General features: G+C 55.1%; 19 protein-coding genes. 15 read left to right on the forward strand and 4 right to left on the reverse strand.

What is annotated here, in order from left to right; translation table 11 throughout:
• Window positions 1-36 precede the first annotated feature (36 nt).
• Both WKR14_RS02715 and WKR14_RS02720 read left to right on the forward strand, forming a co-directional pair.
• Entirely contained in the window at window positions 37-2442 is a 2406-nt protein-coding gene (locus tag WKR14_RS02715; protein ID WP_339087324.1) for a zinc-dependent metalloprotease, read from the forward strand.
• A gap of 120 nt (window positions 2443-2562) precedes the next feature.
• The gene (locus WKR14_RS02720) at window positions 2563-5346 is read left to right on the forward strand and encodes a M16 family metallopeptidase (protein WP_339087325.1); all 2784 of its coding nucleotides are present in this window, start codon (window positions 2563-2565) and stop codon (window positions 5344-5346) included.
• On the opposite strand, the gene WKR14_RS02725 is transcribed toward WKR14_RS02720, so the two are convergent.
• Window positions 5343-7151 carry a protein kinase domain-containing protein gene (locus tag WKR14_RS02725; protein WP_339087327.1) on the reverse strand — a complete coding sequence of 603 codons (1809 nt, stop codon included), beginning with the start codon at window positions 7149-7151 and terminating at the stop codon, window positions 5343-5345. The genes WKR14_RS02720 and WKR14_RS02725 overlap by 4 nt on opposite strands.
• A gap of 228 nt (window positions 7152-7379) precedes the next feature.
• Between WKR14_RS02725 and WKR14_RS02730 the strand changes: the two genes are divergently transcribed.
• From WKR14_RS02730 to WKR14_RS02765, 8 genes are all read left to right on the forward strand, one after another.
• The gene (locus tag WKR14_RS02730; protein WP_101056011.1) at window positions 7380-7727 is read left to right on the forward strand and encodes a hypothetical protein; all 348 of its coding nucleotides are present in this window, start codon (window positions 7380-7382) and stop codon (window positions 7725-7727) included.
• 285 nt (window positions 7728-8012) lie between these two features.
• Window positions 8013-8210 (forward strand): YheV family putative zinc ribbon protein, encoded by a 198-nt coding sequence (locus tag WKR14_RS02735; protein WP_039034984.1) that lies wholly within the window; start codon window positions 8013-8015, stop codon window positions 8208-8210.
• A gap of 173 nt (window positions 8211-8383) precedes the next feature.
• Window positions 8384-12055 (forward strand): ATP-binding protein, encoded by a 3672-nt coding sequence (locus tag WKR14_RS02740; RefSeq protein WP_165564414.1) that lies wholly within the window; start codon window positions 8384-8386, stop codon window positions 12053-12055.
• A complete protein-coding gene (locus WKR14_RS02745) occupies window positions 12055-12705 on the forward strand; it encodes a hypothetical protein (protein WP_025011291.1) in 651 nt (216 codons plus the stop codon). The genes WKR14_RS02740 and WKR14_RS02745 overlap by 1 nt, the downstream gene beginning before the upstream one ends.
• Complete coding sequence (locus tag WKR14_RS02750; RefSeq protein ID WP_165564415.1) at window positions 12702-13922, forward strand: phosphoenolpyruvate carboxylase; 1221 nt, start codon at window positions 12702-12704, stop codon at window positions 13920-13922. The genes WKR14_RS02745 and WKR14_RS02750 overlap by 4 nt, the downstream gene beginning before the upstream one ends.
• 273 nt (window positions 13923-14195) lie before the next feature.
• The gene (locus WKR14_RS02755) at window positions 14196-15338 is read left to right on the forward strand and encodes a transglutaminase-like domain-containing protein (RefSeq protein WP_165564416.1); all 1143 of its coding nucleotides are present in this window, start codon (window positions 14196-14198) and stop codon (window positions 15336-15338) included.
• Window positions 15339-15354: 16 nt separating this feature from the next.
• Window positions 15355-15672, forward strand: a complete 318-nt coding sequence (locus WKR14_RS02760) for a mercuric transporter MerT family protein (protein WP_101060146.1) — start codon at window positions 15355-15357, stop codon at window positions 15670-15672.
• Entirely contained in the window at window positions 15669-15953 is a 285-nt protein-coding gene (locus WKR14_RS02765; RefSeq protein ID WP_339087330.1) for a heavy metal-associated domain-containing protein, read from the forward strand. The genes WKR14_RS02760 and WKR14_RS02765 overlap by 4 nt, the downstream gene beginning before the upstream one ends.
• 95 nt (window positions 15954-16048) lie before the next feature.
• Here WKR14_RS02765 and WKR14_RS02770 read toward each other — a convergent pair whose 3' ends face one another.
• Window positions 16049-16468, reverse strand: coding sequence for an HPP family protein (locus tag WKR14_RS02770; protein ID WP_101056006.1), 420 nt, complete (start codon window positions 16466-16468; stop codon window positions 16049-16051).
• Between the two features lie 247 nt (window positions 16469-16715).
• On the opposite strand from WKR14_RS02770, the gene WKR14_RS02775 reads away from it, so the two are divergent.
• Window positions 16716-18479, forward strand: coding sequence for an alkaline phosphatase D family protein (locus tag WKR14_RS02775; RefSeq protein WP_165564417.1), 1764 nt, complete (start codon window positions 16716-16718; stop codon window positions 18477-18479).
• A gap of 114 nt (window positions 18480-18593) precedes the next feature.
• Here the strand turns inward: WKR14_RS02775 and mgtE are convergent, their stop codons facing one another.
• Together mgtE and WKR14_RS02785 are read right to left on the reverse strand one after the other, a co-directional pair.
• Window positions 18594-19949, reverse strand: coding sequence for a magnesium transporter (mgtE, locus tag WKR14_RS02780; protein ID WP_165564418.1), 1356 nt, complete (start codon window positions 19947-19949; stop codon window positions 18594-18596).
• A 22-nt stretch (window positions 19950-19971) separates the two neighbouring features.
• Window positions 19972-20622 (reverse strand): hypothetical protein, encoded by a 651-nt coding sequence (locus WKR14_RS02785; protein WP_165564419.1) that lies wholly within the window; start codon window positions 20620-20622, stop codon window positions 19972-19974.
• Between the two features lie 556 nt (window positions 20623-21178).
• Between WKR14_RS02785 and WKR14_RS02790 the strand changes: the two genes are divergently transcribed.
• The 4 genes from WKR14_RS02790 (at window position 21179) to WKR14_RS02805 (ending at window position 24277) form a co-directional block, all read left to right on the forward strand.
• Window positions 21179-22231 (forward strand): endonuclease/exonuclease/phosphatase family protein, encoded by a 1053-nt coding sequence (locus WKR14_RS02790; protein ID WP_339087331.1) that lies wholly within the window; start codon window positions 21179-21181, stop codon window positions 22229-22231.
• 167 nt (window positions 22232-22398) lie between these two features.
• On the forward strand, window positions 22399-23139 hold the full coding sequence (locus WKR14_RS02795; RefSeq protein WP_165564421.1) for a sporulation protein: 741 nt from the start codon (window positions 22399-22401) through the stop codon (window positions 23137-23139).
• 65 nt (window positions 23140-23204) lie between these two features.
• The gene (trxC, locus tag WKR14_RS02800; protein WP_165564422.1) at window positions 23205-23630 is read left to right on the forward strand and encodes a thioredoxin TrxC; all 426 of its coding nucleotides are present in this window, start codon (window positions 23205-23207) and stop codon (window positions 23628-23630) included.
• Window positions 23606-24277 carry an alpha/beta hydrolase gene (locus WKR14_RS02805; protein WP_286996357.1) on the forward strand — a complete coding sequence of 224 codons (672 nt, stop codon included), beginning with the start codon at window positions 23606-23608 and terminating at the stop codon, window positions 24275-24277. Before trxC ends, WKR14_RS02805 begins: the two co-directional genes overlap by 25 nt.
• Window positions 24278-24389 lie beyond the last annotated feature (112 nt).

Consider the following 24389-nt stretch of genomic DNA (forward strand, 5'->3'; position numbering starts at 1 on the left):
TGAATGGCAACTTACAGATAACAATCAGGAGATGGGATGAAACCTCAAAGTTGGACCTTGTTGTTGGCGCTGATCGCGGTACCCGGATTGGCGCAGGCGGCACAGGAGAGGGAGGCCGCCGACGTCATCAGCGAAAGCACTCAGGCCGAAGGTTTTATCAATCTCTTTTATGATGCCAAAGCCGGGCAGCTGTATCTGGAACCGAGCAAACTCAACCAGCCTATGTTGCTGCTCTCCAGCTTGCCCCACGGCGCCGGATCCAATGACATTGGGCTCGACCGTGGGCAACTTGGGTATACCCGCATGGTGCAGTTTGAGCGCCAGGGCCCCTATATTCTGCTCAAACAGCTCAATACCCGTTTTCGCGCCGATACCGACGACCAAGCCGAGCAAAGAGCCGTGTATGAAGCCTTTGCCGAATCAGTGCTCTGGCGCGGCAAACTCCTGCCGGGAAAACGTCTGTTGGTGCCGGTCAACGACTTGATGTTGCAGGACCTGCACGGCATCAGCCAACAGTTGGCGGCCAGGGGGCAAGGGCATTATCGTCTGGACACCAGCCGCTCTGTGGTGTTGCCAGCCTCGGTCAAGTCGTTCGAGCGTAACTCGGATGTGGATGTGCAGCTGACTTTCGCCAGTGATAAGGCCGGCGCCAGAGTCGCCGAGGTGACCCCGGATGGCCAGGCCCTGTCTCTGAGACTGCGCTATTCCTTTATCGCCTTGCCCGAGCCGGGTTATCAGGCGCGCCTCTATCACCCCATGAGTGGTTATCTGTCCGATGAATACAAGGACTATGCCACCGCCATAGATCAGGATATCAACCAGCGCTTCTTGCTGCGCCACCGGCTGCAGAAGGTTAATCCTGGCCCTGAGCCAAGCGAAGTGGTTGAGCCCATTACCTATTATCTGGATCCCGGTGTCCCCGAGCCTATCCGCGGTGCCTTGCTCGAAGGCGGCCGCTGGTGGGAGCAGGCTTTCAATGAGGCGGGGTTTATCAACGGCTTCAAGTTGGAGCTATTGCCGGAAGGCGCCGACCCTCAGGATGTGCGCTACAACGTGATCCAGTGGGTGCACAGGGCCAGCCGTGGCTGGTCCTATGGCGCGGCGGTGACAGATCCCCGCAGTGGTGAAATCATCAAGGGCCAGGTCACTCTGGGAAGTCTGCGGGTACGTCAGGATCACCTGATTGCCCGTGGCCTTACCGCAGGTTGGGAAGACAGGCAAGCGGCCGATGAAGCCGCCATGGCCTTGTCTCTGGCGCGTATTCGCCAGTTATCGGCTCATGAAATCGGTCATACCCTGGGGCTGGATCATAACTTTGCTGCTTCCACCAATAACAACGCTTCTGTGATGGATTACCCCCATCCCTATGTGCGCCTCGATGGCAAGCGGGTGGATATCAGCCAGCCTTACGCCGAAGGGCTGGGGGCTTGGGATAAGTTTGCCATCAAGTACGGTTATGGTGACTTTGGTGATGAAGCCCAAACCCAGGCCGCGCTCAAGTCGCTGCTCAAAGAGGTGCAGCAGCAGGGGCTGAGATACATAGGCGAGGGTGATTCGAGGGCGACTTCAGCCGCCCATGCCTATGCCAGCCTTTGGGACAGAGGCGAGGATCCGGTTAAGGAGTTGGCAAGAATGCAGCTGGTCAGGCGCCAGGCGCTGGAGACCTTCTCCGCCAAGGCGCTGTTGCCGGAGCAACCCTTGGGCGAACTCAGTGATGCCCTGGTGCCCATCTATCTGTTGAATCGCTACCAGATCAGCGCCGCGGCCAAGTTTGTTGGCGGCATTGACTACAATTACCTGGCTGATGCCGGTAGCGGTAACTGGCACTTTATTGCACCGGAATTGCAGAAGCGGGCATTGGAGACTGTGCTGGCGACTCTGGATCCCAGAGAGCTATATCTGCCAACTGAGCTTTTGGAGCAACTGGTGCCCAAGGCTGGCAACTATTACCGTAGCCGCGAGAGTTTCGACTCATCTTTGGGGGTTGCCGTGGATCAATTGGCCATGGCAGAAGTGCTCAGTCGTCACACAGTGTCGACGCTGTTGAACCCTGAGCGGCTCAATCGAGTGGATCAGGCCTTTGCCAGAGACACAGAGCAGTTGTCGGTAGAGGATTTGCTGGATAGATTGCTGGCTAAGACACTGCTGAAATCACTGCCTTCGGGAGATCAGACCAGTATTGCGATGAGGGTAAATGCGGTAGTTTTGGATGGCATGTTGCAGAGTCTGGAGAGTGACGCCAGCGCCCCGGAAGTCAAAGCCATGTTGAGGATGAAGCTGGATTATCTGCTTAAGCAGTTGCCCAGAAAAGAAAAAAGAAGTTCAGGTTACAAGGCTGCCCACTATGGACAACTGCAAACAGTGCTTGAACAGGCACTGAAACAAGCCGGGGTCAGAGTGATCAGCAAGCCTGCGAAAATGCCACCGGGCTCACCGATTTAGTACGTTGTAAGGTATTGATTATGTGACACAATTAATTTCTTGTCTTATATTGGCATCTTTCATGTTCCAGAGGTTCGGGCCCTTTTGCACCGAACCTCTGTTTTTTTGAGGGAATTCGTTATGCCAAAAATCCTGTTTCTCAGAGCCTTGCTCGGCAGCTTGTTGCTGCTGTTCTGTTTCCTTGCCAAGGCCGAAGGGCTAAGCGTTAGCCCTCGCATTCATCAGGGCCAACTGGACAATGGTCTTAAATATCAATTGGTGGACAATAAGACGCCGGCCAACGCCATAGTGATGCGGATGCGGATCGCCTCCGGCTCACTGCTTGAGGCGGAAAATGAGCAGGGGCTGATGCACTTGCTGGAGCATATGGCGTTCAAAGGCTCGGCAGCTGTCCCGGAAGGGGATATGATCCCAAGATTGCAACGTCTTGGTTTAAGTTTTGGCGCCGATACCAATGCAGTGACTGATTTCGAACAGACGGTCTATGAGTTCAACATCACCCAAGGGGATGAGCAGAAGTTGGATACCGGGCTGATGCTGATGCGGGAGATTGCCGACAGACTCACTCTGGATCCCAAGGCACTTGCCCAGGAAAAAGCCGTGGTGTTGGCCGAGCTCAAGGAGCATCAGTCGGCTGAGTTTGAAAATTATCGTAATCAGCTGCACTTTTGGTATCCATCGAGCCTGCTGCCAAGACGTTTACCTATCGGTGAGGCTGATATCATCAAGGCTGCAGATGTAGCCAAGTTGCGCTCTTTATACCAGCGTTTCTATACTCCTGAGCGAACAACACTGATCCTGGTAGGCGACTTTGATATCGCCCGTACCGAGGCTCAAGTCAAGCAGTTGTTTGCCGATTGGAAGCCGCACCCTCAGGCGGTTGCCCCGGCACGGGTGAAGCTTTCACCGCCTGTGGTCAGAAAGCAGCCTCAGGCGGACGCTTTCTTCAATCCTCGTTTGTCGACTCAAGTCTCTCTGGGGGTACTGACTCCCAGAACACCAAAGCCTGACAGTATTGAGCTCCGTCAACAGATGATACTCGAGTCACTGCTGGGGAGTATGCTCTATCAGAGATTGCAGTCACACCTGTTTGCCGAGGAAGGTGTAAGCCATGCTTCTGTTGAGTTGGGCACAGAGTTTGGCACTGCGGTAAGAGTGGAACTGGCGCTGGAGACCCAGGAAGATAACTGGCCGCAAGCCGTGGCCCTGCTGGAGCAGACCATACGTCAGGCCCTACAATACGGCTTTAGCAGCGACGAGCTGCAGCAAGCGCTGAAGAGCAAACATAAGCTCTACCAGCTCAATCTGGCCGGTAGCAACACCATTCATAGCCTGAATATGGCCGAGGCTTTGGTATCAACGGATGCCGAGGATTTGATACCGATAGAACTAGCAGATAAGCTGGCCATTTTTGAGGCCTTGGCCCCGCAGATTACCCCGGCTCTTATCCAACAGACATTGGCAGAGCTTTGGCAGGGGCAACCCGGTATCTATCTCTCCGCTGCCAAGGGCCCCGCCGATGTAGAAACACAATTGCTGAGGGCATATGAGCAGAGTCAGCTGCAGCCAGTTGCCCCCTATACAAGCACAAAAGCCAGCGAGTTTGCTTATCAAAGCTTTGGGGAACCGGGCAAAATTGTCGCCGACAACAGGGATCCCGATACCGGAATACGCCAGTTGCGTTTTGCCAATGGGACTCTGCTCAACCTCAAGCCTACCGAATTTGAGCAGAGTAATGTGGCCGTCAGCTTGTCATTGGGATTCGGTGATTTGCCATTTCCGCACCAAGAGGGTTTGGGCACCCTATTCAACAGCGCCTTTCTTCTTGGCGGGCTTGAACAGCACTCCTGGCAACAGTTGGCGGATATCTTTGCCGGGCAGGACATCTCGGCAAATATAGGAGTCAGTACTGAAGGCTTTGGCGGCGTCACTCATACCAATGCCGCTGAACTCAGAACCCAGCTGGGGTTACAGGCCGCCTTTTTAACCGCACCGGGCTGGCGCCAGGAAGCCATTACCCTCTTTCGGCAACAAGTCAAGGCAGAGAGCCAGAGTCGTAATACCAACCCGAATAGCGCTTTCTGGGATGGTCTGAGTGGACTCCTGCACCCAGGCGATCACCGTTATGGTTACGGCCGGGAAGAACAGGTATTGCAGCGGGACTTTTCTGAAATTGCCAAGGTGTTGGCATCGGCACTGGATAAGGGAATGCTGGAAATCGCGCTGGTAGGTGATTTCGATGAGGCTCAGGGGATAAAAGCGGTTGCCGAGACATTCGGTGCCATCAAGCGGCATCCTGCCAAGGCCCCGGCCTTCGAGAGGCCGGTATTTCCCAAGGTGCCGGCTCAGAGACAGATTTTCCATAGAGGCGCCGAGAACTCGGCGGCATTGGCCTGGCTGTGGCCGACAACCGACATGCAGGATGTTCGACGCCACAGTGAACTGATGTTACTCGAACAGGTGATGGGCATTTTGTTGAATGAAGAGGTCAGGGAAAAAGCTGGTGCCGGATATTCGCCTTATACCTTCAATCATTTCGATTGGCATCCAACAGGTTACGGTTATCTGGGACTGTTTACCGTCACAGATGCAGCCAAGCTGAAGGCGGCCGAACAGGGCTTTGCCGCAGTCGAGGCCAGAGTCAAGGCCAAGGGCGGCATAGATAGCGATCTATTGGAGCGGGCGCGCCAGCCCTTGTTGCAGTGGTTGGATAGTGCACCTGCCAGCAACGGTTTCTGGTTGGATCTGGCGGCAACGGCCCAGAGCCGACCGGGCCGTTGGCTGAGTTGGCAACAGCGCAGGCAAATGCTGGGGCAACTGGATAGTGAAGCCCTGGAAGCCGTGGCCCGTGAGTATCTTGAAAATGAGCGCCGCTTGAGTGTGACCACTACTTACGCCGACTAACCACCGCTCTTGGGGTTTCTCGGATAGAAGCGCTCCGGCTTGCGCTGCAGGTGCTCGAACCTGCGGGTATTTTTATAGGGTAGCTTCATAAACCCCGAGACCCCCTGGCCCTGGATCTTGTCGACATGACTGAGGATCCTGTCCAGACAGGCGCGAAACTGCGCCTGTTTTCTAGGGTTGAGCAGTCTCAGATAACTGTGGATCTTCATATGGGTTGGCAGGGCTTCGAAGATGATACAGCCTGTGTGGTGTATCTGGTTGAGCCAGCCCAGCTCTGTCATGATTTCCGCAGGCAGCTCCAGGTTTTCATCCGGATCCCGGCCATCTTCAAAGTAGGAGTGCAGCCGGGATTGATCTTCGAGTGTCGGCACATCGCCCACCTCAAAGGGCAGCAGCTGATCTGCTTTGGCCTTGAACTGCTCTGCAGGGGCGCTGCGCTCCAGGTGCAGGGTATCTTTGGCGTTGAAGAAACAGGCCTTGAAGATACCTATGCGATGAATGCCCCGGGCCAGGGTCACCATGTTGTTGACCGCCTGAATCAATGCCGGCCTGAGTTCTTCATCATAAAGCGCCAGGTTGGAGTCGATATAGACGCCTGTCTCCTGCCAATGAATCGCCAAGCCACCCACAATCGGATACTGCCCCAGGCGGCCGACGGCAGCGATAAAGCCCTTCTCTGTGTCTCCCATACCGGCGAGGAAGTTGCGGTAGTACTTCTCCAGTTGAATATCTTCTGCGCGAATAGCCTCGGCATCGGCGTCCGGATGATGGCTGCGCAGAAACGACTTACGCGAACTGTAGCTGACGGTTTCCACGTCCCGGGCCCGCTTCTGTACCCAGACGGGGATCTCGGCATTCAGCTCCTGTGGTAGCGGCGGCAGTAAAAGATGCTGGCTGTATCTCATGCTACGCAGGAAGTAGTCGCCGGCCTTGAGACGGGTGAGAGGATCCGAGCCCAACATCCCCTCGAGGATCCTGGCCAATTCTATCGGCAGACCTATGCTGGTGGGCGGGATCACCTGGGAACCGAAGCGGCTGGCCTGGCCGGACGCCAGCGCATAGAGGGTGGCGGCAACCCCCTGTTCATCAAACCTGGGGCTGGAAAGCGCCCCCGAGAGTTGCTCATCGCCGATAAAGTAAACATCGCCCATGCGGGCGTTGGTATGCTGCTGATCGCTCGACATTAACTCCATCACATTGCCGCCAACCGGGCGGTTGTCGGCATCGCGCTGGGCAAATACTGCCGAGCCCCAGTCAATCAAAGACAGCTTATCTTCCTCTGGGTCATAAACCAGGTTGGAAGGTTTGATATCCCCGTGTACCAAGGGTCTGCCGCTGCGCAGATACTGCAGCAGATCCGCCAACTGCCTGGCAATGCTCATGATTTCCGCCACAGGCAAGGCGCCTTGGCGGCGGCAGCGTTGATCCAGATCCTGGCCCTGAGCTCTGGCCATCACCAAGATCCCCTGGCGCCCGACTCTGTCGAACTTTATCAGTGGCGGCACATTGGGATGATTGACCTGAGACAGCATGAAGGCTTCTTCTTCCAGTCTGTCCTGCACCTGCTGAGGCAGGGTAATACGGGAGAACTTGAATACATGTTTCTGGCCATGGCGGTTTCGTCCGGCGAACACAAAACCATAGGCACCTTTGCCTATCAGTTGCGGATCGTCATAGCCCAACTTGATCAGTTGCTGGCGGCAGAGGCGGATCCAGGCTCTGTGTTTGCGAGCGTCATCGGCCTTGAGCAGATAGACAGACTGCTCTTCCGAAATATAAAAGTGCTGCAGCTCAGGTGTTTGCAAGCGATTTCTCCATTGGCAGAAGCAAGGATACAAAATAACAACAAGCAGAAGCTCATTAAAACAGCAAGGGATAACAGCGGCAAGTTGTGACTCTGGGATCCAGCTCAGAACCAGGCTTCCTAGCGTATCCTTTTGGGCGGCACTTTGACCTATATCAATTTCATTGCGCCCTCCCCAGAGTAACCTGTTTGCAACAAGCCGCAGTGGCAGAAGAGATTTGGAGGCCTTATGTCAGTGCCAGATAAGCAGGAGCTGATCGAATTGTTCGAGTATGCCCGTCCCAGGGTGATACAGTCGATGGAATTGCGTCATTGTCCCCATGCGGGTTTCTATAATCCTGTGGATGAGCGCTGTAACTTTTGTCATCAGGGAATGGAATGTATCTGGATGAATCAGAATGATGAACTGGTGGATCTGGAGCAGAAATCACTCGAAGAATTGAAGCAGCAGTTATTGATAGCGGTCGACTTTGTCGATTCCAGCCTGAGCCCGCACCATTTGTCACGGCGCAAGTGTCAATGTGATAACTGCAATTGGTTGCGCAAGGTGCAGGAGACCCTGGCCAGATTGTCTTGATAGTACTCCGCATAAAAGTTTGTGTTGCCACTCAATGATGCCGGCTCATTGGGTTAAGTGAACTTTCTGGTGGAATGGTATTGGAATTGCGCGATACCATTCCTTGTCTGGACTCAATCCCAAATAATCTGCTACATATTTCCTTCAACATTCAGCTGTAACCTTCTGGTTTTATATGGGTTATTTCTTAATGGCACAAACATTGTCCTAACGCTGCTTAAAATGCGCCACAGCGGCCACAGATATGGCAAAATAATGCCATTGCTTATCAACTAGACTCAGAAGATGAACAGGATCAAGAAACGCTTTGTGGCCGGAGCCAAATGCCCCAAATGTCAGGCCCAGGACAGCATAGTGCTGTTCAAGGAGAACGGCATAGAAACGGTCGAGTGTGTCGAGTGTGATTACCGCGAGCAGCAGACCGATGATAAGGTCAGCGACAAGGCGACCGGTGAAGTGATAGGCCTGTTCAAACCTGAATAATATTCTTTGATACCCGCAGCGGATCCCGCTTTCTTTACCGGCCCTTCAATTGCCAAGGGTGGGGCTTTCCATTAATTTAAGGGTTTTGCTGTATTGAGGCGGTTTGCCCGCCTGTTGCCGCGAGTGCCGGGGCCTCTGGCTATTTGGCGCTTGCTGTCTGCATAAGGATTTATATGCCAAGCTTGATTCGAATAGTACTGATCGACACCCATCTGCCGGGCGTGGTGGAACTGAAGCTCGATGGTCATACCAATATCTGTGGTACCAACGCCTCGGGCAAGACCACGCTGCAGCGTCTGGTGCCTGTGTTTTATGGTGAATACCCCAGCCGGGTCGTGCCTTCGACCCGTGACAGCTTCGAGCGCTGGTATCTGCCCAGAGAATCCAGCTATATCATTTACGAATACCAAAAGAGTGATGGCTTGCTGTATCAGGCGGTGCTGGCCTCGGCCGGCGATGGCAAAGGGGTCAACTACCGTTTTATCGCCAAGGGATTTGAACTGGAAGACTATATCAAGTCTCAAAACGGCGACACTATTTTGTGCCATACCATGGCCGAACTGGGCCGCGAGATGAAACGCGCCGGAGTGAACCATACCAAGCTTTTGAATACCCGAGAGTTTCGCGCCATCATCCAGAATGACCGCACCTTGCTCAACACAGGCTCCAGCCGCACCGAGCTGCGCAGCTATGCCCGTTTGTTCTCTCTGTGCGAGGCCGACCATTCACTGCGCCATATCGAAAAACTGGCCAAGGCGGTGCATTCCAAAGAAGGCAAAATGGAAACGGTCAAGTCGATGATCGCCGCCATTTTGGAAGAGGATGGCGTTAACCCGCCGGCATCAAGGCTCAATCCACAACGAGTCGAGGCCTGGATCCGCGAGAGCCAGCTTATCGCCGGGTTCGAGCAGATCCGTCCCGAATTTGACAAGCTGGAGCAGGAGTTCAACGAGCTGCTGTCGGCCGAACTGCGTCTTGGCAGCCTGGCCAAGGGCTATCGCAATGACGAAGTGCTGGAGGCCCAGCGTCAGGAGCAAAATCAGACCCTGTCGCGGGAGCTGAACTTCCGTCTCAAGGCATTGGACGATGAGTGGAAAGAGCAGCGCGATGAGCTTAACCAGGAGCTGTCTGCCGCCAAGGGCGATGTCGCCAAGCTGGAATATGAACTCGACGCCATCGAAAACCAACATGCGGCGTTTCTCGATGCCGATATCGAACAGGCCAAGGCCAATCTGGAACAGCTGCCGCTGTGGCGTAGCGATCTTGAGAACCTCAGCGAAAGACACAAGCTGCAAACAGAGAAACATCAGGACATAGAAGCCGCCTATAACGCCCGCCGCAGCAAGATTGGCGAACAGCTCAACAAGGAGCTGGAAAAGCTGCAACAAGAGTTGGATAAGCAACGCGAGGCCCGCGACAAGCAGCGTGAAGTGGCCCGGGAAGACTTAGCGCGCCTCGATGCCGAATTCCGTGAGCAGCAGGAAAACGGCAAGGCCAAGTTCCAGGAGCAGGAGTACCAACTCAAGCTCAATGCGGCCGAGCTCAAGCTGCAGGTCGACAGTGTGACTTATACCGAGGAGGAGAAGCTCAGCCTGGCGGTGTTCGACGAGCGTATCGACCGTGCCGATGCCGAGCAGGAGGCTGCCAACGCCAAGGTGGAGCGGCTGATGAGCGAAGAGCGCAAACAGCGCTCACTCAGGGATCAGGCCAGCGAATCACTCAGAATTGCCGCGCTCAGAGTCACGGAGCGCCAGGGCGATCTGGACGATCTCAAACACATGCTGTTCCCCCAGTCCCACACCTTGCTGGAGTTCCTGCGAAAAGAAGTGCCGGGTTGGGAGCAGCACCTGGGCAAGGTGGTACATCCCGACTTGCTGCACCGCACCGACTTGCACCCCAATGTCGGCGCCGAAAGTGACAGCCTTTTTGGGATCTCATTGGATCTCAAGGCGCTGGAAATCCCCGAATACGCCAGTTCAGAGCCTGAGCTGAGGGCAAAGCTGGCCAAGGCCGAAGATGCCCTGCAAAACGCCTATGGGCTGCAGGAAGAAGCGGAAGAGCGCCTGGTGCAGGCCAACGAAGCGCTGGATAAACTGAACCGTGAGCTGACCTTTGCCCGCACGGCATACAAGAATTTGCGTGACGATTTGCGCCGTCTGTTCGAGGAGCGCCGCACTGTGCAGGAGCAGATCAACAAGGCGTTGGCTGAGCGTAAGGCACAGGCCGGTAAACGCCTGACGCTGCTGGATCAGGAGATGAAACAGCTGCGTAACCAGCACCTGGAATGGCTGGAGGAGCTCAAAGAGCAGGCGCTGGATGCCAGAATGGAAAAGAACGCCTACTGGCAGGAAGTGGTTGGCGCGCTGGAGCAGCATCTGGAGCAGCTCAAAGAGAGCATCAATCAGCGCCGCAGTCGTGCCAAAGAGGAACAAAAAGCCTGCGAGCTGTGGTACAAGAATGAGCTTAAGTCCCGCGGGGTGGATGAAGACAAAATTCTCGCCCTCAAGCGGGAGATCCGTGAGCTGGAAGGTGCCATTGCCGCTGCCGAGCAGCGTCGCAGTGAAGTGCTGCGCTATGACGACTGGTATCAGCATACCTGGCTGGTGCGTAAACCCAAGTTGGTGACCGACCTGGGCGAAGTCAAGCGCGCCGCCTCCGAGCTGGATCAGCAGCTGAAAACCAAGGCCAACGAAGTCAAACATGCCCGCCAGCAACTGGAGCTACAAAGGCGCCAGTCTGATGCCGCTCAGGTAGAGGCCTCGGAAAACCTCACCAAGTTGCGCGCCTTGCTGCGTAAGCTGGCCGAGCTGAAATTGCCGCGCAACGATGAAGAGCCTCAGGGTAGCCTGGGTGAACGTCTGCGTCAGGGCGAGGAGCTGCTGCTCAAGCGCGAGCATCTGCTGGGTTCGGTCAGGCAGTATGTGGATCATTTCGATCAGGTGATTGCCAGCAAGTCAGGCTCCAGCCTATCCGAGTTCTGGGAAAAGGCCCGTGAAGAGTCCAGCTCTGTCAATGACAAGGGCATACGCCTGCTGGATTACCGCAAGTTGGTGCCGCATCTGGCCCAGTTGCTCAATGTGATGGTGCCGCAGTCGATTACCGCGCTGCGTGAACAAGGCCGGATCTTCGGTGTCGACCTGACTGCCTTTTACGATGTATTGGCCGATATCGACCGCCGTATTGCCTCCCAAAGTGCCCGTATTACCCGCGAAGTCGGGGAGGAGCTGTTTCTTGAAGGCGTCTCTGAATCTGCGGTCAGGATCCGCTCGCGGATCAGTGAGCTGGAGTTCTGGCCTGAGCTGGAGCAGTTCGTTAAGGCGTTCCGCGCCTGGAAGGCCGAAGGCTTCACCGGCCTGCCGGATGAGCACTATACCAACAGCATGCGCCGGGCCCTGGATATCATAGGCCGCTCGGCCCTGACCGGCGGCATCGCCAAGCTGCTGGAGATTGAGCTGCGCCTCAAGGAAGGCAATTCGGATCTGGTGATCCGCACCGACCGTCAGCTCAACGAGTCATCCAGTCATGGTATGGCTTATCTGATCCTCTGTAAGTTCCTGCTGGCCTTTACCCGTTTGCTGCGGGGCAAGGCGGATGTCACTGTGCACTGGCCGATTGATGAGCTGGGCACCTTGCACCACGCTAACGTGAAGAAGATCTTCGATGCCTGTGAAAACAACAATATCAGCGTGTTGGGTGCTTTCCCCAACCCTGAGTCCGAGGTACTGAATTTGTTTGCCAACCGCTACATCATCAACAAGCAGACCAAGCGACTGCAGGTGGTTAAACCCAAGGTCGATCCCATAGCGCAAAAGCTCTCTGAGCGCTTGGCCAGGGAGGCGGTGTAATGAGCGAACTGCAAAGTACCATCGTCGGCTCAGGCGCCCTGATTGAACGTCTGCTCAAGGGGGAATTTATCTGCCGCACCACGGATGAGGAAGGTTGGCGTTCACTCAAGAGTCCGGCCACCCGTGACAGAGTCGAGGCCTATCTCAACCAAATCAACCGCACTGTGGCCCAGGCCGCCGAGGGCGAAGTCTTTTTCTGTGGTTATCTGCAGTTGGGGGAGGACGAGCGCAAAGTGATTTCGGCGCAGTTTCGCGATATCTGCCAGGCGTTGATCCCCATGGTGGAATGGCTGGTATTGGTGCAGGAAGCCAGCGGCCAGGACGCGCCCCTGACTGAAGGCGCGGCGGTGCGGCTTACCGAATTGCAGAGCCGCATTGAGGATACGCCGGCGTTTCGCGAGCAACTGGCCAAGCTGAGCCAGTATCGGCTGTTCGGCTCCAGCTCAAGCAGTGTCGATGGCCAGATTAAACTGGTTTTCAAGCGCTTGCAGGAGCTGGGTTATCTGGTGCGGCCGAATCCGGAAAAACAGATCTATATCGCCACCGGCAAGCTGGATTACCTCTACGAAGTGATCCGCTTTATCGATGAAACCGAGGGCCTCAGTCTGGAGGCTCAGGCTGAAACTGCCACCCAGAGGGATCTGATATGAGCAGCAACCTGCATCAGGCCGGGGTCAAGCTGCTGAGGCTGCTTGGGCGTAACGCCGAACTGGTGATGGACGCCTATCTCTCCGGTAGCTTGGACGAGACCCGGCAGGAACCTGCGCTGCTGAAGAAGCTTACCGACAACGGTATTCTTTGGCGTCCCGAGCCGGATGAACCGCTCAGATTGTCGCGTAATGTCAGGGCCCTGCTGGAAGAGGGCCTCAAGGATGAGCGTAACCGCCAGATCAACGCCAACGTCGGTTCGGCCCTGGCCACCATCAAGACCTTGGCCAATCACTACCGTGAGGCGCGCGCCAGTGTGGATTACAGCGCCGCCGAGGCCTATCTGGCGGACTTGACCGAACACGTATTCAGCTTCACCGAGAGCCTGCGTTACTCCATTCGTGTGCTCTGGGGCCGGATCAATAATGAGTTCGGTTATGTGGGTTCAATTAACGCCAAGATCCGTGAAAACGAGCTGGCCCAGAGTCAGGTATCGGAACTGCTTAACGGCCTGGAGCTGTTTGAGTTTACCGAGCTTGGCGAAATTGCCGGTGATATCCGTGAACTGCGCCGCCTGCTGGTGACCATGTTGCAGGAGACCCTCAGCGATTGCACCCAGGAGCTGAGCGTGGTGCAGGGGCGTCTGCTGGAATTGCTGGGACGCTTCAGGCAGATCCGCGGTCGTACCCGTTTGCTCAAAGGCTGGTTGCTGTATACAGATTTGCACCCCGACTATCAGGTAGCCGACCATGTGGCGCACAAGCAGGTGCCTGTGTTGTTCAATCATGCCGAGGCCTTGCTGGCACCGGCATCTGTGGATGTGAATAACAGCGGCCAGGAACTGCAACTGATGGAGATGGTGGCCCGTATCAAGGCTATCAGTCGTGACCATCTGCCCAAGAGGTTGCAGGAGCACGATGTGCCGGTTGCGGTTAGTCCTCAGGAAGACTTTGATATGCCGGATAACCCGCTCAAAGAGGCCGTGGATGAGTACTTCTGCGCCGTCATTGACTCGGGCCGCAACACTTCGGCGCTGGAATATCTGCAGCAGCAACAGCTGTCCTGGGATCCGGAAAGCTGGCTCTATCAGGTGATAGGCGGCTTCGAGGGGCTCAGTGAAGAGCACAAGCGCTTCTTTGCCCTGGAGCCTTTGGGTGAACCCCATCCGCTTTATTCGGGTAACTTCATTATCCGCGACGTGGAAGTGGGGCTGAGATAAGCCCAGGTAAGAATGTGATCCGGCGCCGGTTTTCCGTCTGCAATACCGGCTTTACATTGGTAAACGTAAGGCGAGACAAGATGACCAATATGGTTGTTTTGTCTCGCAAACTTGTTAATTTTTCTTATTATTCCACCTTACTGATGACTCTGGCTGTACTAACCCTGTGTCTGCGGCTTTGTTGCGGTGCCAGGGGCCGCCACTTATAATGCTTCGGCCCGCCAGCGGGCACCTCATTGACTCGTCTGTTAATCAAACGTAAGGAATCGAATAATGCAAAGACGCAATTTTTTAAAAACTGCGGCTATTTTGTCGACGGCCGGTATCACCAGCCCTGTGATGGCGGCCACATCGAAGACCAAGGCCGTCGAGCATTATTCCGCCGACGGCCGCAGACACTTCACCCTGACTCAAGATTACCAACTGATTGCACCCGAGGGCTCAGAGGGCGTGGTCAAGTTGTGGATCCCGCTGGTGGAAGACACCCAGTTTCAGCAAGTTCGTAAGCTGAATTTCAAAGGCAATTTCCAGGACGCTTACATCACTGCCGCTAACAGCTATGGCGCCAAGACACTATTTGCCACTTGGCCTGATGCCAAAGGCAAGATGGAACTGCAGTTGGTGATGGAGCTGGAAACCCTCGACTGGGAACCGCTGAAAAACGGTGAACTCGAACATTATCGCGCCCCCGAAACTATCCAGTACCCGGTGGATGTGGAGCGCTATCTGCTGCCCACCAAGCATATGCCCATTGATGGCATAGTGAAGCAGACTGCAGACAAGATTGTTGGCAAGGAAACCGATCCGCTGCAAAAGGCCCGTCTCATCTACAACTGGGTCAGCGCCAATATGTTCCGCGACAACGACGTTATCGGTTGCGGTACGGGTGATGTGGCCACTATTCTCGAGAGCGGCAAACTGGGGGGCAAGTGTACTGATATCAACTCGGTATTTGTGGCCTTGGCTCGTGCCGCCGGTATACCTGCCCGGGAGATGTTCGGGATCCGGGTAGGACAGGCTATTAAGATGGGCAAATACTCCAAGAAAGCCTTCGGCAGCAGTGATGCCTATGGCCTGGCCAAGGTCAGTGGTGGTCAGCACTGCCGCGCCATGTTCTATCTGGCGGGTTACGGCTGGTTGCCGGCCGACCCTGCGGATGTGACCAAGATGCGTTTGACCGAGAACAAGCAACACCAGGATCCCGATGTGCAGGCGGTCAACGACTATCTGTTCGGTAACTGGGAGATGAACTGGGTTGGTTTCAACTTCGGTCGCGACTTCGATCTGGCGCCTATGGCCGAGCAGACGCCGCTGAACAACTTTGGCTACCCTTATGCCGAAGTGGATGGCGACCCTGTGAACTACTATGACCCTAAAGTTTTCGCCTATGATTTCCAGTCAACAGAACAGCTCTAAGGGGTTTTTGGCGACACTGGCAGCAGCCGTTGTTGCCGCCGTCGCCTCCAGCCTGTGCTGTATTGGGCCGCTGATCTATCTGGTTTTTGGGGTATCGGCAGCCTCGCTGTCGGGCATTGAACAGCTGGGCTGGCTGCAAGTGCCTATGTTGGCGTTGTCGACTCTGTTGATCCTGCTGGGCTTTTGGCGTTTGTATTTCTCCAAAAAGCCTCTGTGCACCGCGACCATGAGCCGCACCAGAATGTTGCTGCTCTATTGGCTGGCGGTGCCTGTGGTCTTGGCGTTTCAGCTTTACCCTTTTGTATTACCTTGGCTGTTAGAGGTGTTTGAATGAGAAGCTTGTTACTGGTTTTACTGCTGCTGTGTACGCCGTTTGCCTGGGCGGGCAATCAGGTGGTTACCCTGGATGTTAAAGGCATGACCTGCCCTTTGTGTGTCACGGTAATCAACAAGGCGCTGCGCAAGACAGAGGGCGTTATTAAGGCCAAGTCCTCGCTCAAGACCCAGCAGGCCAGAGTGATAGTGCCTGAAGGCTTTGATATGGATGCGCTGATAAAGGCGGTGGATGAAACCGGCTATAAGGGCTGTATCAATAAGATAGAGCCAGAGGCCTAAGCTCTAAGACCCGGTTCATTCAATAGGTTCAGCTTGCGCCAAAAGCAAAAGCTCTGTCCAATAAAGCGTGCTCTAAGCACGCTTTTTTGATGGGTTCAGGCCTTGAGCAATTCCCGGCACAGTTTGACGAAGTCAGAAGAGGTGACTATGCCCTGCACCTTGTTGTGCTCGTCCACTACAGGCAGACAGCCATGTTTGTTGGCAATAAAATAATCCACCACTTGAGTCAGCGGCGCATCGGCCATGAGTGGTTCAAAGTCGGTTTCAATCAGATCGGCTATCAGGGTGCCACGTTCCTTTCGTTCCAGTGCTCCCTGGCCATAACGAGTCAGTAGATTGACTACTGTGGCAATCATCTTTTTATGAGTGAGTATCCCTACCAGAGTGCCGCTGGTTTCTGATATCACCGGCAGATGGCGTACGCTGCGGGAATGCATCAGTTGGTGGGCGTCCTTGACGCTGGCGCCATCACTGATACACACCACTTGGGTACTCATGATGTCTTTGACTTTCATTGTTTTGTTCCTTCAGCAGGGCCCTGGCAGGGCTAATTATTTGTCCTGTAAGGCATTTTGCCCTCAGCCACTGTAGGCTGCAAGCGCCTTGGCCTAAAGCTGGCATTATTTTGTTTAACTGACTGAATTCATTTGAATATCAATACACGGTTACCTAATTGTCACAATTGTGTAATAGTTTAACTTCACAATCTGGACATCCGACCTCATACCAGCATGATGAAGCGTTTTTAAAGGAATAATAACAATGACCCGTAACTTCTCCCGTCGTGACTTTCTTGCCCTCTCTGCCAAAGGTGTTGGCGCCGCCGTACTTTCATATGGCCTGATGGGCTGCTCCAGTGACAATGATGACAATACTGTCGCCGCCGATTTTCTTCATGGTGTCGCCAGCGGTGATCCCACTCAGGATGCCGTGATTATCTGGACCCGGGTCACACCGCAAACGGCGGGGGATGTCAGAGTATCCTGGCAGGTGTCCCGTGATGGTGCCTTCAGCGACTTGGTGACCACAGGTGAAATGGTGACCAATGCCGAGCGTGACTACACGGTTAAAGTCGATGCCATAGGGCTGGAGAGCGGCAGCCGCTACTTCTATCGTTTTATGACGGGTGATAAGACATCCACGGTCGGTATGACCAAGACCCTGCCCGAGGGCGCGGTCGATTCGGTTAAACTGGCGGTTATGTCCTGCGCCAATTTCCCGGCCGGTTACTTCAATGTCTATGAATTGGCGGCGCAGCGGGACGATCTCGACGCCATGCTGCACTTGGGCGACTATATCTATGAATATGGTCGTGGTGGTTATGCCAGTGAACATGCCGCCGAGCTGGGCCGTGAGGTACTACCCGCGGGAGAGTTGCTGTCCTTGAGCGATTACCGTAGCCGCTATGGCCAGTATCGCGGCGATGCCAGTTTGCAGAAGCTGCACGCCAAGCTGCCGTTTATTACTGTCTGGGACGATCACGAAGTGGCCAACGACACCTGGAAGGATGGTGCCGAAAACCATAGCCAAGGGGAAGGGGACTTCGACGCCCGTAAACAGGCGGCATTGCAGGCTTACTTCGAATGGCTGCCTATCCGCCCATGGCGCGAGGGCAATCATGAAGAGATCTACCGCAGTTTCAGCTTCGGCGATCTGCTGGATCTGCATATGCTGGATACCCGGGTGTTGGCCCGTGACAAACAGTTGGACTATGGCAACTATCTGGATTCGGCTACCGGCGCTTTCAACGATCAGCAGTTTCTCGCCGACGTGACCGACACTCAGCGTACGCTTCTGGGCCAGACCCAACTGCTGTGGTTGCAGGGAAAACTGTTGCAATCCAGCGCCAAGTGGCAGCTTTTGGGGCAGCAGATACTGATGGGGCGGATGATGTTGCCGGCGGCGATAGCCACGCAGCAGCTGCCTATTCCGCAGTTTGCCGAGTTGGCGGCATTGGCGCAGCTGGCGGCTCGTGCTCAGGCCGGCGATCCGACGCTGACCCAAGCGGAACTGACCTATCTGGCTGCCAACCAGGCCAAACTGACGCCGGAAGTGCTGGCGCTGTTGCAACTGCCGTCGATCCCCTACAACCTGGATGCCTGGGATGGCTATGCCTATGAGCGTGAAGTCGTGCTGGCTACTGCCCGGGCCTCGGGTAAAAACCTGGTGGTGATTGCCGGTGATACCCACAATGCCTGGGCCAATGATCTCAAGGACAAAGATGGCAACATGGTTGGGGTTGAGTTTGCCACCAGTTCGGTTTCCTCCCCGGGGCTTGAGTACTACCTCAACCTGCCACCAGAGCAGATCCCGGCGACAGAGGCGGCCGTTGTAGGGCTGGTGGACGACCTTAAATACGCCAACCTGTTGAACCGGGGTTATATGACGCTGACTTTCAGCAGCGAAGAGGTGGTCAGCGAGTGGTTCTACGTGGATAGCATTCTGAGCAAAGATTTCACTGAAGCCGAGGAGCGGCGCGCCATTGCCCGCTCCTTGGATGGAAAGCCTGGGATCTTGCTTGGCTGATTATTGGCTTATATTGTTACCCGCCGAGTCTTGGTGAGTTTGAATGAAGTTGTTGAGCCATGACAAGGCGTTTTCCGGCATAACCTGGGTTTCCATAGGTTATGCCGAGGTTCATTAACCACTGACAGGCGGAAAATCCAAAATAGCGGTGGCGACATTGAAGTAGACGATGACACCTATGATATCGGCTATCGAAGTCACCAGCGGCGCGCTGGCCGACGCTGGATCCAGCTTGAACTTACTCAGCAAGAAGGGCAGGGACATGCCTATCAGGCTGCCGATAATCACCACAAGTTGCATAGTCAGGGCGACCACCAGGGCGATATCGCCGCCGCGCCAATAACCCAGGGTAAATACCGCAATGGCCATGGTGGCACCCAGCAAGCCGGCCACAAGCAGCTCTTTGGCCAGTAGCGACAGCCAATCTTTGAGGACGACCTCCCCGGTGGCCAGAGCCCTGACCATTAAGGTGGCAGACTGTGAACCGGCGTTGCCGCTGCTGCCGATGAGCAGTGGCAAGAAGAATACCAGAGCAACATAAGCTGTAATGGTATCTTCAAAGTAGGCGATCCCAGTGCCGGACAACACATTGCCGAACACCAGCAACACCAGCCAAAAGACTCGCTTACGATAGAGCATGCCAATACTGGCTTCCTTGAAAGAGCAGGCCAACTGCCCCACGGCGCCGTGTTTGTTGAATTCGGCATCGGCCTGGGCACTGGCCACATCCATGGCATCATCATAAGTGACTATGCCGACCAGTTGGTCTTTGTCGTTGACCACAGGCAGCGCCAGCAGATCATAGTGGGCTATCATCTGCGCCGCTTCTTCTTTGAAGGCTTCCGCTTCTATGGCTATGGTCTGCTCTTTCATAAAGTCTTTCACCAATGCCTTGGGGGGCGCGATGATGAGCTGACGCAGCGACACATTGCCTATCAGGCGTCCGCGCTCATCCACCACATAGGTCTGGTAGATGGTTTCCAGATCTGCGGCAACTTTCCTCAGGCTGTCTATAGCCTCTTCCGCGGTGTGATTGACCCGCAGCAGGGCATAGTCAGAGGTCATAATGGAGCCAACCTTGGAGTCATCATAGGCCGCCAGGGTACGCATATCCTCGCGCTCCGCCTTGGCCAGAGTGGGTAGCAGCAGCGCTTGCTGCTCAATCTCCAACTCGTTATAGAGGTCGGCGCGCTCGTCTGCCGCCATCTCCATGATAATTTTCCCTAGGGTTTGATGATCCAGTGCTTCCGCCAGCAGCTTTTGCTGCTGATGGGGTAGATACCGCAGCAGCGCCGCCGCGGTTTTGGGCTGGCACAGGGTCAGTATTGAGGCCGTTTGCTGGCTGTCGAAGGTCGGCAGTACGGCGGCTATGTCCGCCGGATGCAGCTCGGATGCCAGCATCTGCATCGCCTTGGCGTCTTTGTTGGCCAGAATAAGGTGCAGGTTGAGTATGATGTTGTTGCTGTTCATAGGTCATTCTCCCAATGAGCTATCAAGAAAAGAAAAATTGTATGCCGGCGCCAAATTGGCGGGCGCCACCGCCATACTGATTGCCATAACCCAATTGCCACTGCCAATGGGCGTTGGGTTGGTTTTGCCAGAGTAGCTGGTAGCCATAGTCGCCTTGGCCCAGATACTGGTTTTCAAACAGCAGAGTTTGCTGCTGAACTTTGAAGCCGGCTCCCAGGCCAAAAATCATTGCCGGACCTTCCCCCGACTCCAGGCTCAGCCCCAAGTTGTTGCGCACAAAGAAGCCCTGGGTGGCAATCGGCAGATCGCTACTGACCAGGGCGTGACCCTGCCAGCCATCTCTGTGATGACGCCCCAGCTCCAGTGCCAGAGTCTGAGATAAGCCGTTTGTGGCCAGCGGTTGTTTGTAGCCGAGTTGCCAGCCGTGGCTCTCATGTCTGTCCCAGGGGGCATCCCGGTCGTCTGTTTGCAGTTCCAGCGCCAATTCGCCGCCAAAGACGGCTTGGTTGAGCCCCAGGGCAAAGCCGTTGTTGCCCGCTTGTCGTTGCCAGTCGACAGCGAGTTCTGTGGCAGCGGCAATATCGGGATCTTCCAGCAACTGAATGCCGGCATGCAGTTGTCCATGCCAGAGCAGGCCGCCCAGCAGCAGCGTATTGGTATATCTGAGTTTCATGCTTGTTCCTCCTGTGTGGGGGAACACTCAAGGTCGTAGATGGGGCAGCGGCAGCAAGGCTGTCCTAAGTAAAAAACCTTTATGGATGCATTAGTTTGCAGCCACAGGAGAACACTGCGGCATGCGTATGCATGTAAAGCTCAACAAGGTTTTTATGGGGAGTAACGGAAAAAGGGATTCTTTAATACGCTACTGCCAGTCCTGGCAGTAGTTTGCGAAGCTGCAGACTAGTGCCGGGCAAATAATCCTGTCTGACTGACAGGGCATCTACTGTCACCTATGTGTGTGTCCACAGTGGGTCTCCGTATGGTTAATTAAGCGGCGATTGTATGGTCGAAACCAAACAAGTCAAGCGGGAGATCGAAAAAGCCTGTCAAACAGGTTTTTTTAGCCACAAACAGCGGCTTTATGTTGCTTATTTGTTGGGCTGTTGGGCGCTGTTGGGGGGGAATGGGTAGCCGGAAGGTTGTTTTTGGTGTGCTATTGGACAAATCTCAGCAGCGGCTTAATATCAACACTATTACTCAGCAGGGTTACCGGAGCCGCAGCGCTTTTCATGTCTTCCAATATCCGCATCGCCAGTCTGAATCTGTTCAATTTTGCCATGCCGCCGCTGGCGTTTCATGAGTTCAACAACATCTATACCCAAGGGCAGTGGCAACAAAAGTGCGACTGGACAGTCCGCTGGCTGCAGCAGGCGCAGCCAGATCTGGTGGGCTGGCAGGAGGTATTCAGCCCCGAGCCGCTACGCGAATTGTGTCAGGCTGCCGGTCTTGCCCACTTTGCGCTGGTGGATTCGCCGGTCATAGAAGGCTTTGTTGCCCGCAAGAGTGTGGTGGCACTGGCAAGCCGTTTTCCGATTGTTTCCTTGGCGGCGGTGGAGCTGGATACCGAACTGGCATTTTCACTTGGACTCAAGGAAGAGTTTCAAAGTAGTCGCCAGATACTGCGAGCCACCTTGATGCTGCCGGGGATAGGCCACTGTGATACTTACGTGGTGCATTTCAAATCACCTCGCAACAAGTTGCCCAAGGGCGCGGTCGAGTTGCAAGGTGCCGCCGGGCTGCTGGCCGAGAGTGCGCTGGGCCGATGGTCAGCCACTTTGCAGCGTGGCAGTGAGGCCATGTTGTTGTATCAGGCGATACTCAAGCAGCGCCGGCAAAGCGGCAATGCTGTGGTGCTGATGGGGGATTTCAACGCCGGCATAGATTCCAGTGAACTCAAGGGCCTGTTGGTGGGTGCCGGGCAGCTCTATAACGGGGATATTCGCGCTGCGGGCCTTCACGGCCTGCCAGATGAAAGGCTGAAACTGCAGCTGGCGCATTTTCAACTGTTTGACGCCTGGCAGCTCTGGCGAGAAGCCTCTGAGCAAAGTGGCGAGCAAGTGACAGTGATTCGCCCCGTGACCCATTTTCATGGTTCTCAAGGCAGTGTGGTCGACTATCTGTTGTTGAGTCAGGAGTTTGATGCCCGCAGTCAGCATAGTTTGGCAGAAGTGGCAGATTACCGGGTTTATGACAGGCATCTGCTGCGGCCGCAGTTTGAACTGGATGCCCAGGCGAGCGACCATACACCGATTTTGGCAGAAGTCCGTTTACGCCATCCCTGATTAGGAGGATGATTTTGCTGGCCTCTGGTTTTTAACTGGCTCAGAATGAGTTTTGTTGCTGCCTGCTTGTTGGGTTTGGGAGTTTACAGCCAATGCGTTCGCCCTTTACTCGCCGAAGAAAAGGGGCTTAAATGCGGCAAGGCCTTTTAAGTAAACAGGAACAGAGGATGTTTAAGAAATTGCTCGCGGCAGTTGGCGTTGGCGGCGCCAGTGTCGATACTCGTTTGCTCAATGCCAGCCTGCAACCTGGGCAAACCTTCGACGCCCGAATCGTGCTCAAGGGCGGCGAGGTGAGTCAGAGTATCGCCGGTTTGGAACTGGCCCTAATGACCCGGGTTAAGGTCAGTGACGGCGACAGCAGTCACTTTATCAATCATTGTCTGGCCAGCTGGCGTATCAGCGAAGGCTTTGAACTTCAGGCCGGAGAGGTGAGAGAGTTGCCTTTCATCGGTCAGTTGCATCCTGAGACGCCATTTACCGAGTTGCCGGTGCGTAACAATCAATGCCGGGTTTGGCTGCAAACCGGGCTGGCGATAGATTACGCCATAGATCCAGGCGATCAGGATCTGCTGCAGATCCAGCCTACCCAGCTGTTGCTGCACCTGCTGCAGGCCATGGAGGAGTTGGGCTTTGTCCTTAAAAAAGCCGATGTCGAGCAAGGCTATATCAACACCTCTGATTTTCGCAGTGGTTCAGGCTGCTATCAGGAGTTGGAGTTTGTACCCACAGGGCGTGGGATCCGCCTTTTGCGTGAAGTGGAACTTACCCTGGTTCCCGATGGCGAGCAAACCCATCTGCTATTGGAGCTGGACCGGGCCTTTCGCGGTGATGGCTATCTGAGTCTGACCTTGGATAACCAGGCCGATTATCCCCAGGTGCTGGCCCTGTTGCGACCTCATCTGGCTTGAGTCGGTTTAACGCCGTCCCCTATTTCACAGTGTGCGGCGATAATGCCGCTTGAGAGGAGAATCCTATGTTGATTGCATGTCCCCAGTGCGCTGGAATGAACCGGGTGCCGGAAGAACGGCTGTCTCAAGGCCCTAAGTGCGGCCACTGCAAGCAGCCTTTGTTTCAAGGCCTTCCAGTAGAACTGACTGATGCCAACTTTGCCAACCATGCCCATAAGTCAGAGCTGCCGTTGGTGGTGGATTTCTGGGCCGGCTGGTGCGGCCCTTGCAAACAGTTTGCTCCCATATTCGAGCAGAGCGCTGCCGAACTGGAGCCGGAGTTTCGTTTCGGCAAGCTGGATACCGAAGCTCAGCAAGCGCTGGCGGCCCAGTATGGGATCCGCTCCATTCCGACCATAATGCTGTTCAAAAATGGCCGAATGATAGCCCAGCAGGCCGGTGCCATGCCCAAACAGGCATTCCAGCAATGGCTCAAGAGTCAGCTAATTTGAGGCTGGATAACAGCAAAGCCCTGGTGGTGCTGGTGCATGGCTTCAATAAAGATGAGCGTGACATGGGCTTTCTGGCCCAAGGCTTGGCTCGGCAATACAGTATCCTGTGCCCCAGATTGCCCACCCGTTTCGGCTCACTGCAACAAGCGGTAGTGACCTTACGCCAGGCGCTGGATGAGCAGAAATGGCAGCAGTATCCCAGGGTGCACTTTGTGGCGCACAGTATGGGAGGCTTAATTGTTCGGCAATTGCTGGCAGAGCAGCCGCCCGGCAATTTGGGCCACAGTGTGTTTATTGCCACGCCCCATGATGGTTCACCGCTGGCGAGTCTGGCCGATAAGCTTCCGGGATATTCCAGGCTATTTCAGCCGTTGCAATCTCTGTTGCCGGGGCTGCACTGGGCAAGTTGGCACGAGGATAGCCAGGCTCATCTTGGGATCATCGCCGGCAGTGGGACTCAAGATCCCTTGGGCGCCTTGATTGACGGAGAGTCCGATGGCCGGGTACCCCTGGCGTCCACCCGTTGTGATGATGCCAGTGATTGGATGGTGTTGCCCCTGTGCCATAAGGCCATACATTGGCATCAGGATACGCTGGCGGCGGTACAGGGCTTTCTTGAGCGCGGCTGCTTCGGCGCTGACTCATGAGCGCTGACTAATAAGCTAGGGTTAATAGACCTTGGCTAAGGGCTCTGACTAAGGGCTCTGGCTAAGGGGAAATGAGGGCCGCTGAGTTTCTCTGGTGCGCCGGATAAGCTTA

Origin of the sequence: Shewanella chilikensis (genome assembly GCF_037953065.1) — a bacterium.
GTDB classification, from domain to species: domain Bacteria; phylum Pseudomonadota; class Gammaproteobacteria; order Enterobacterales; family Shewanellaceae; genus Shewanella; species Shewanella chilikensis.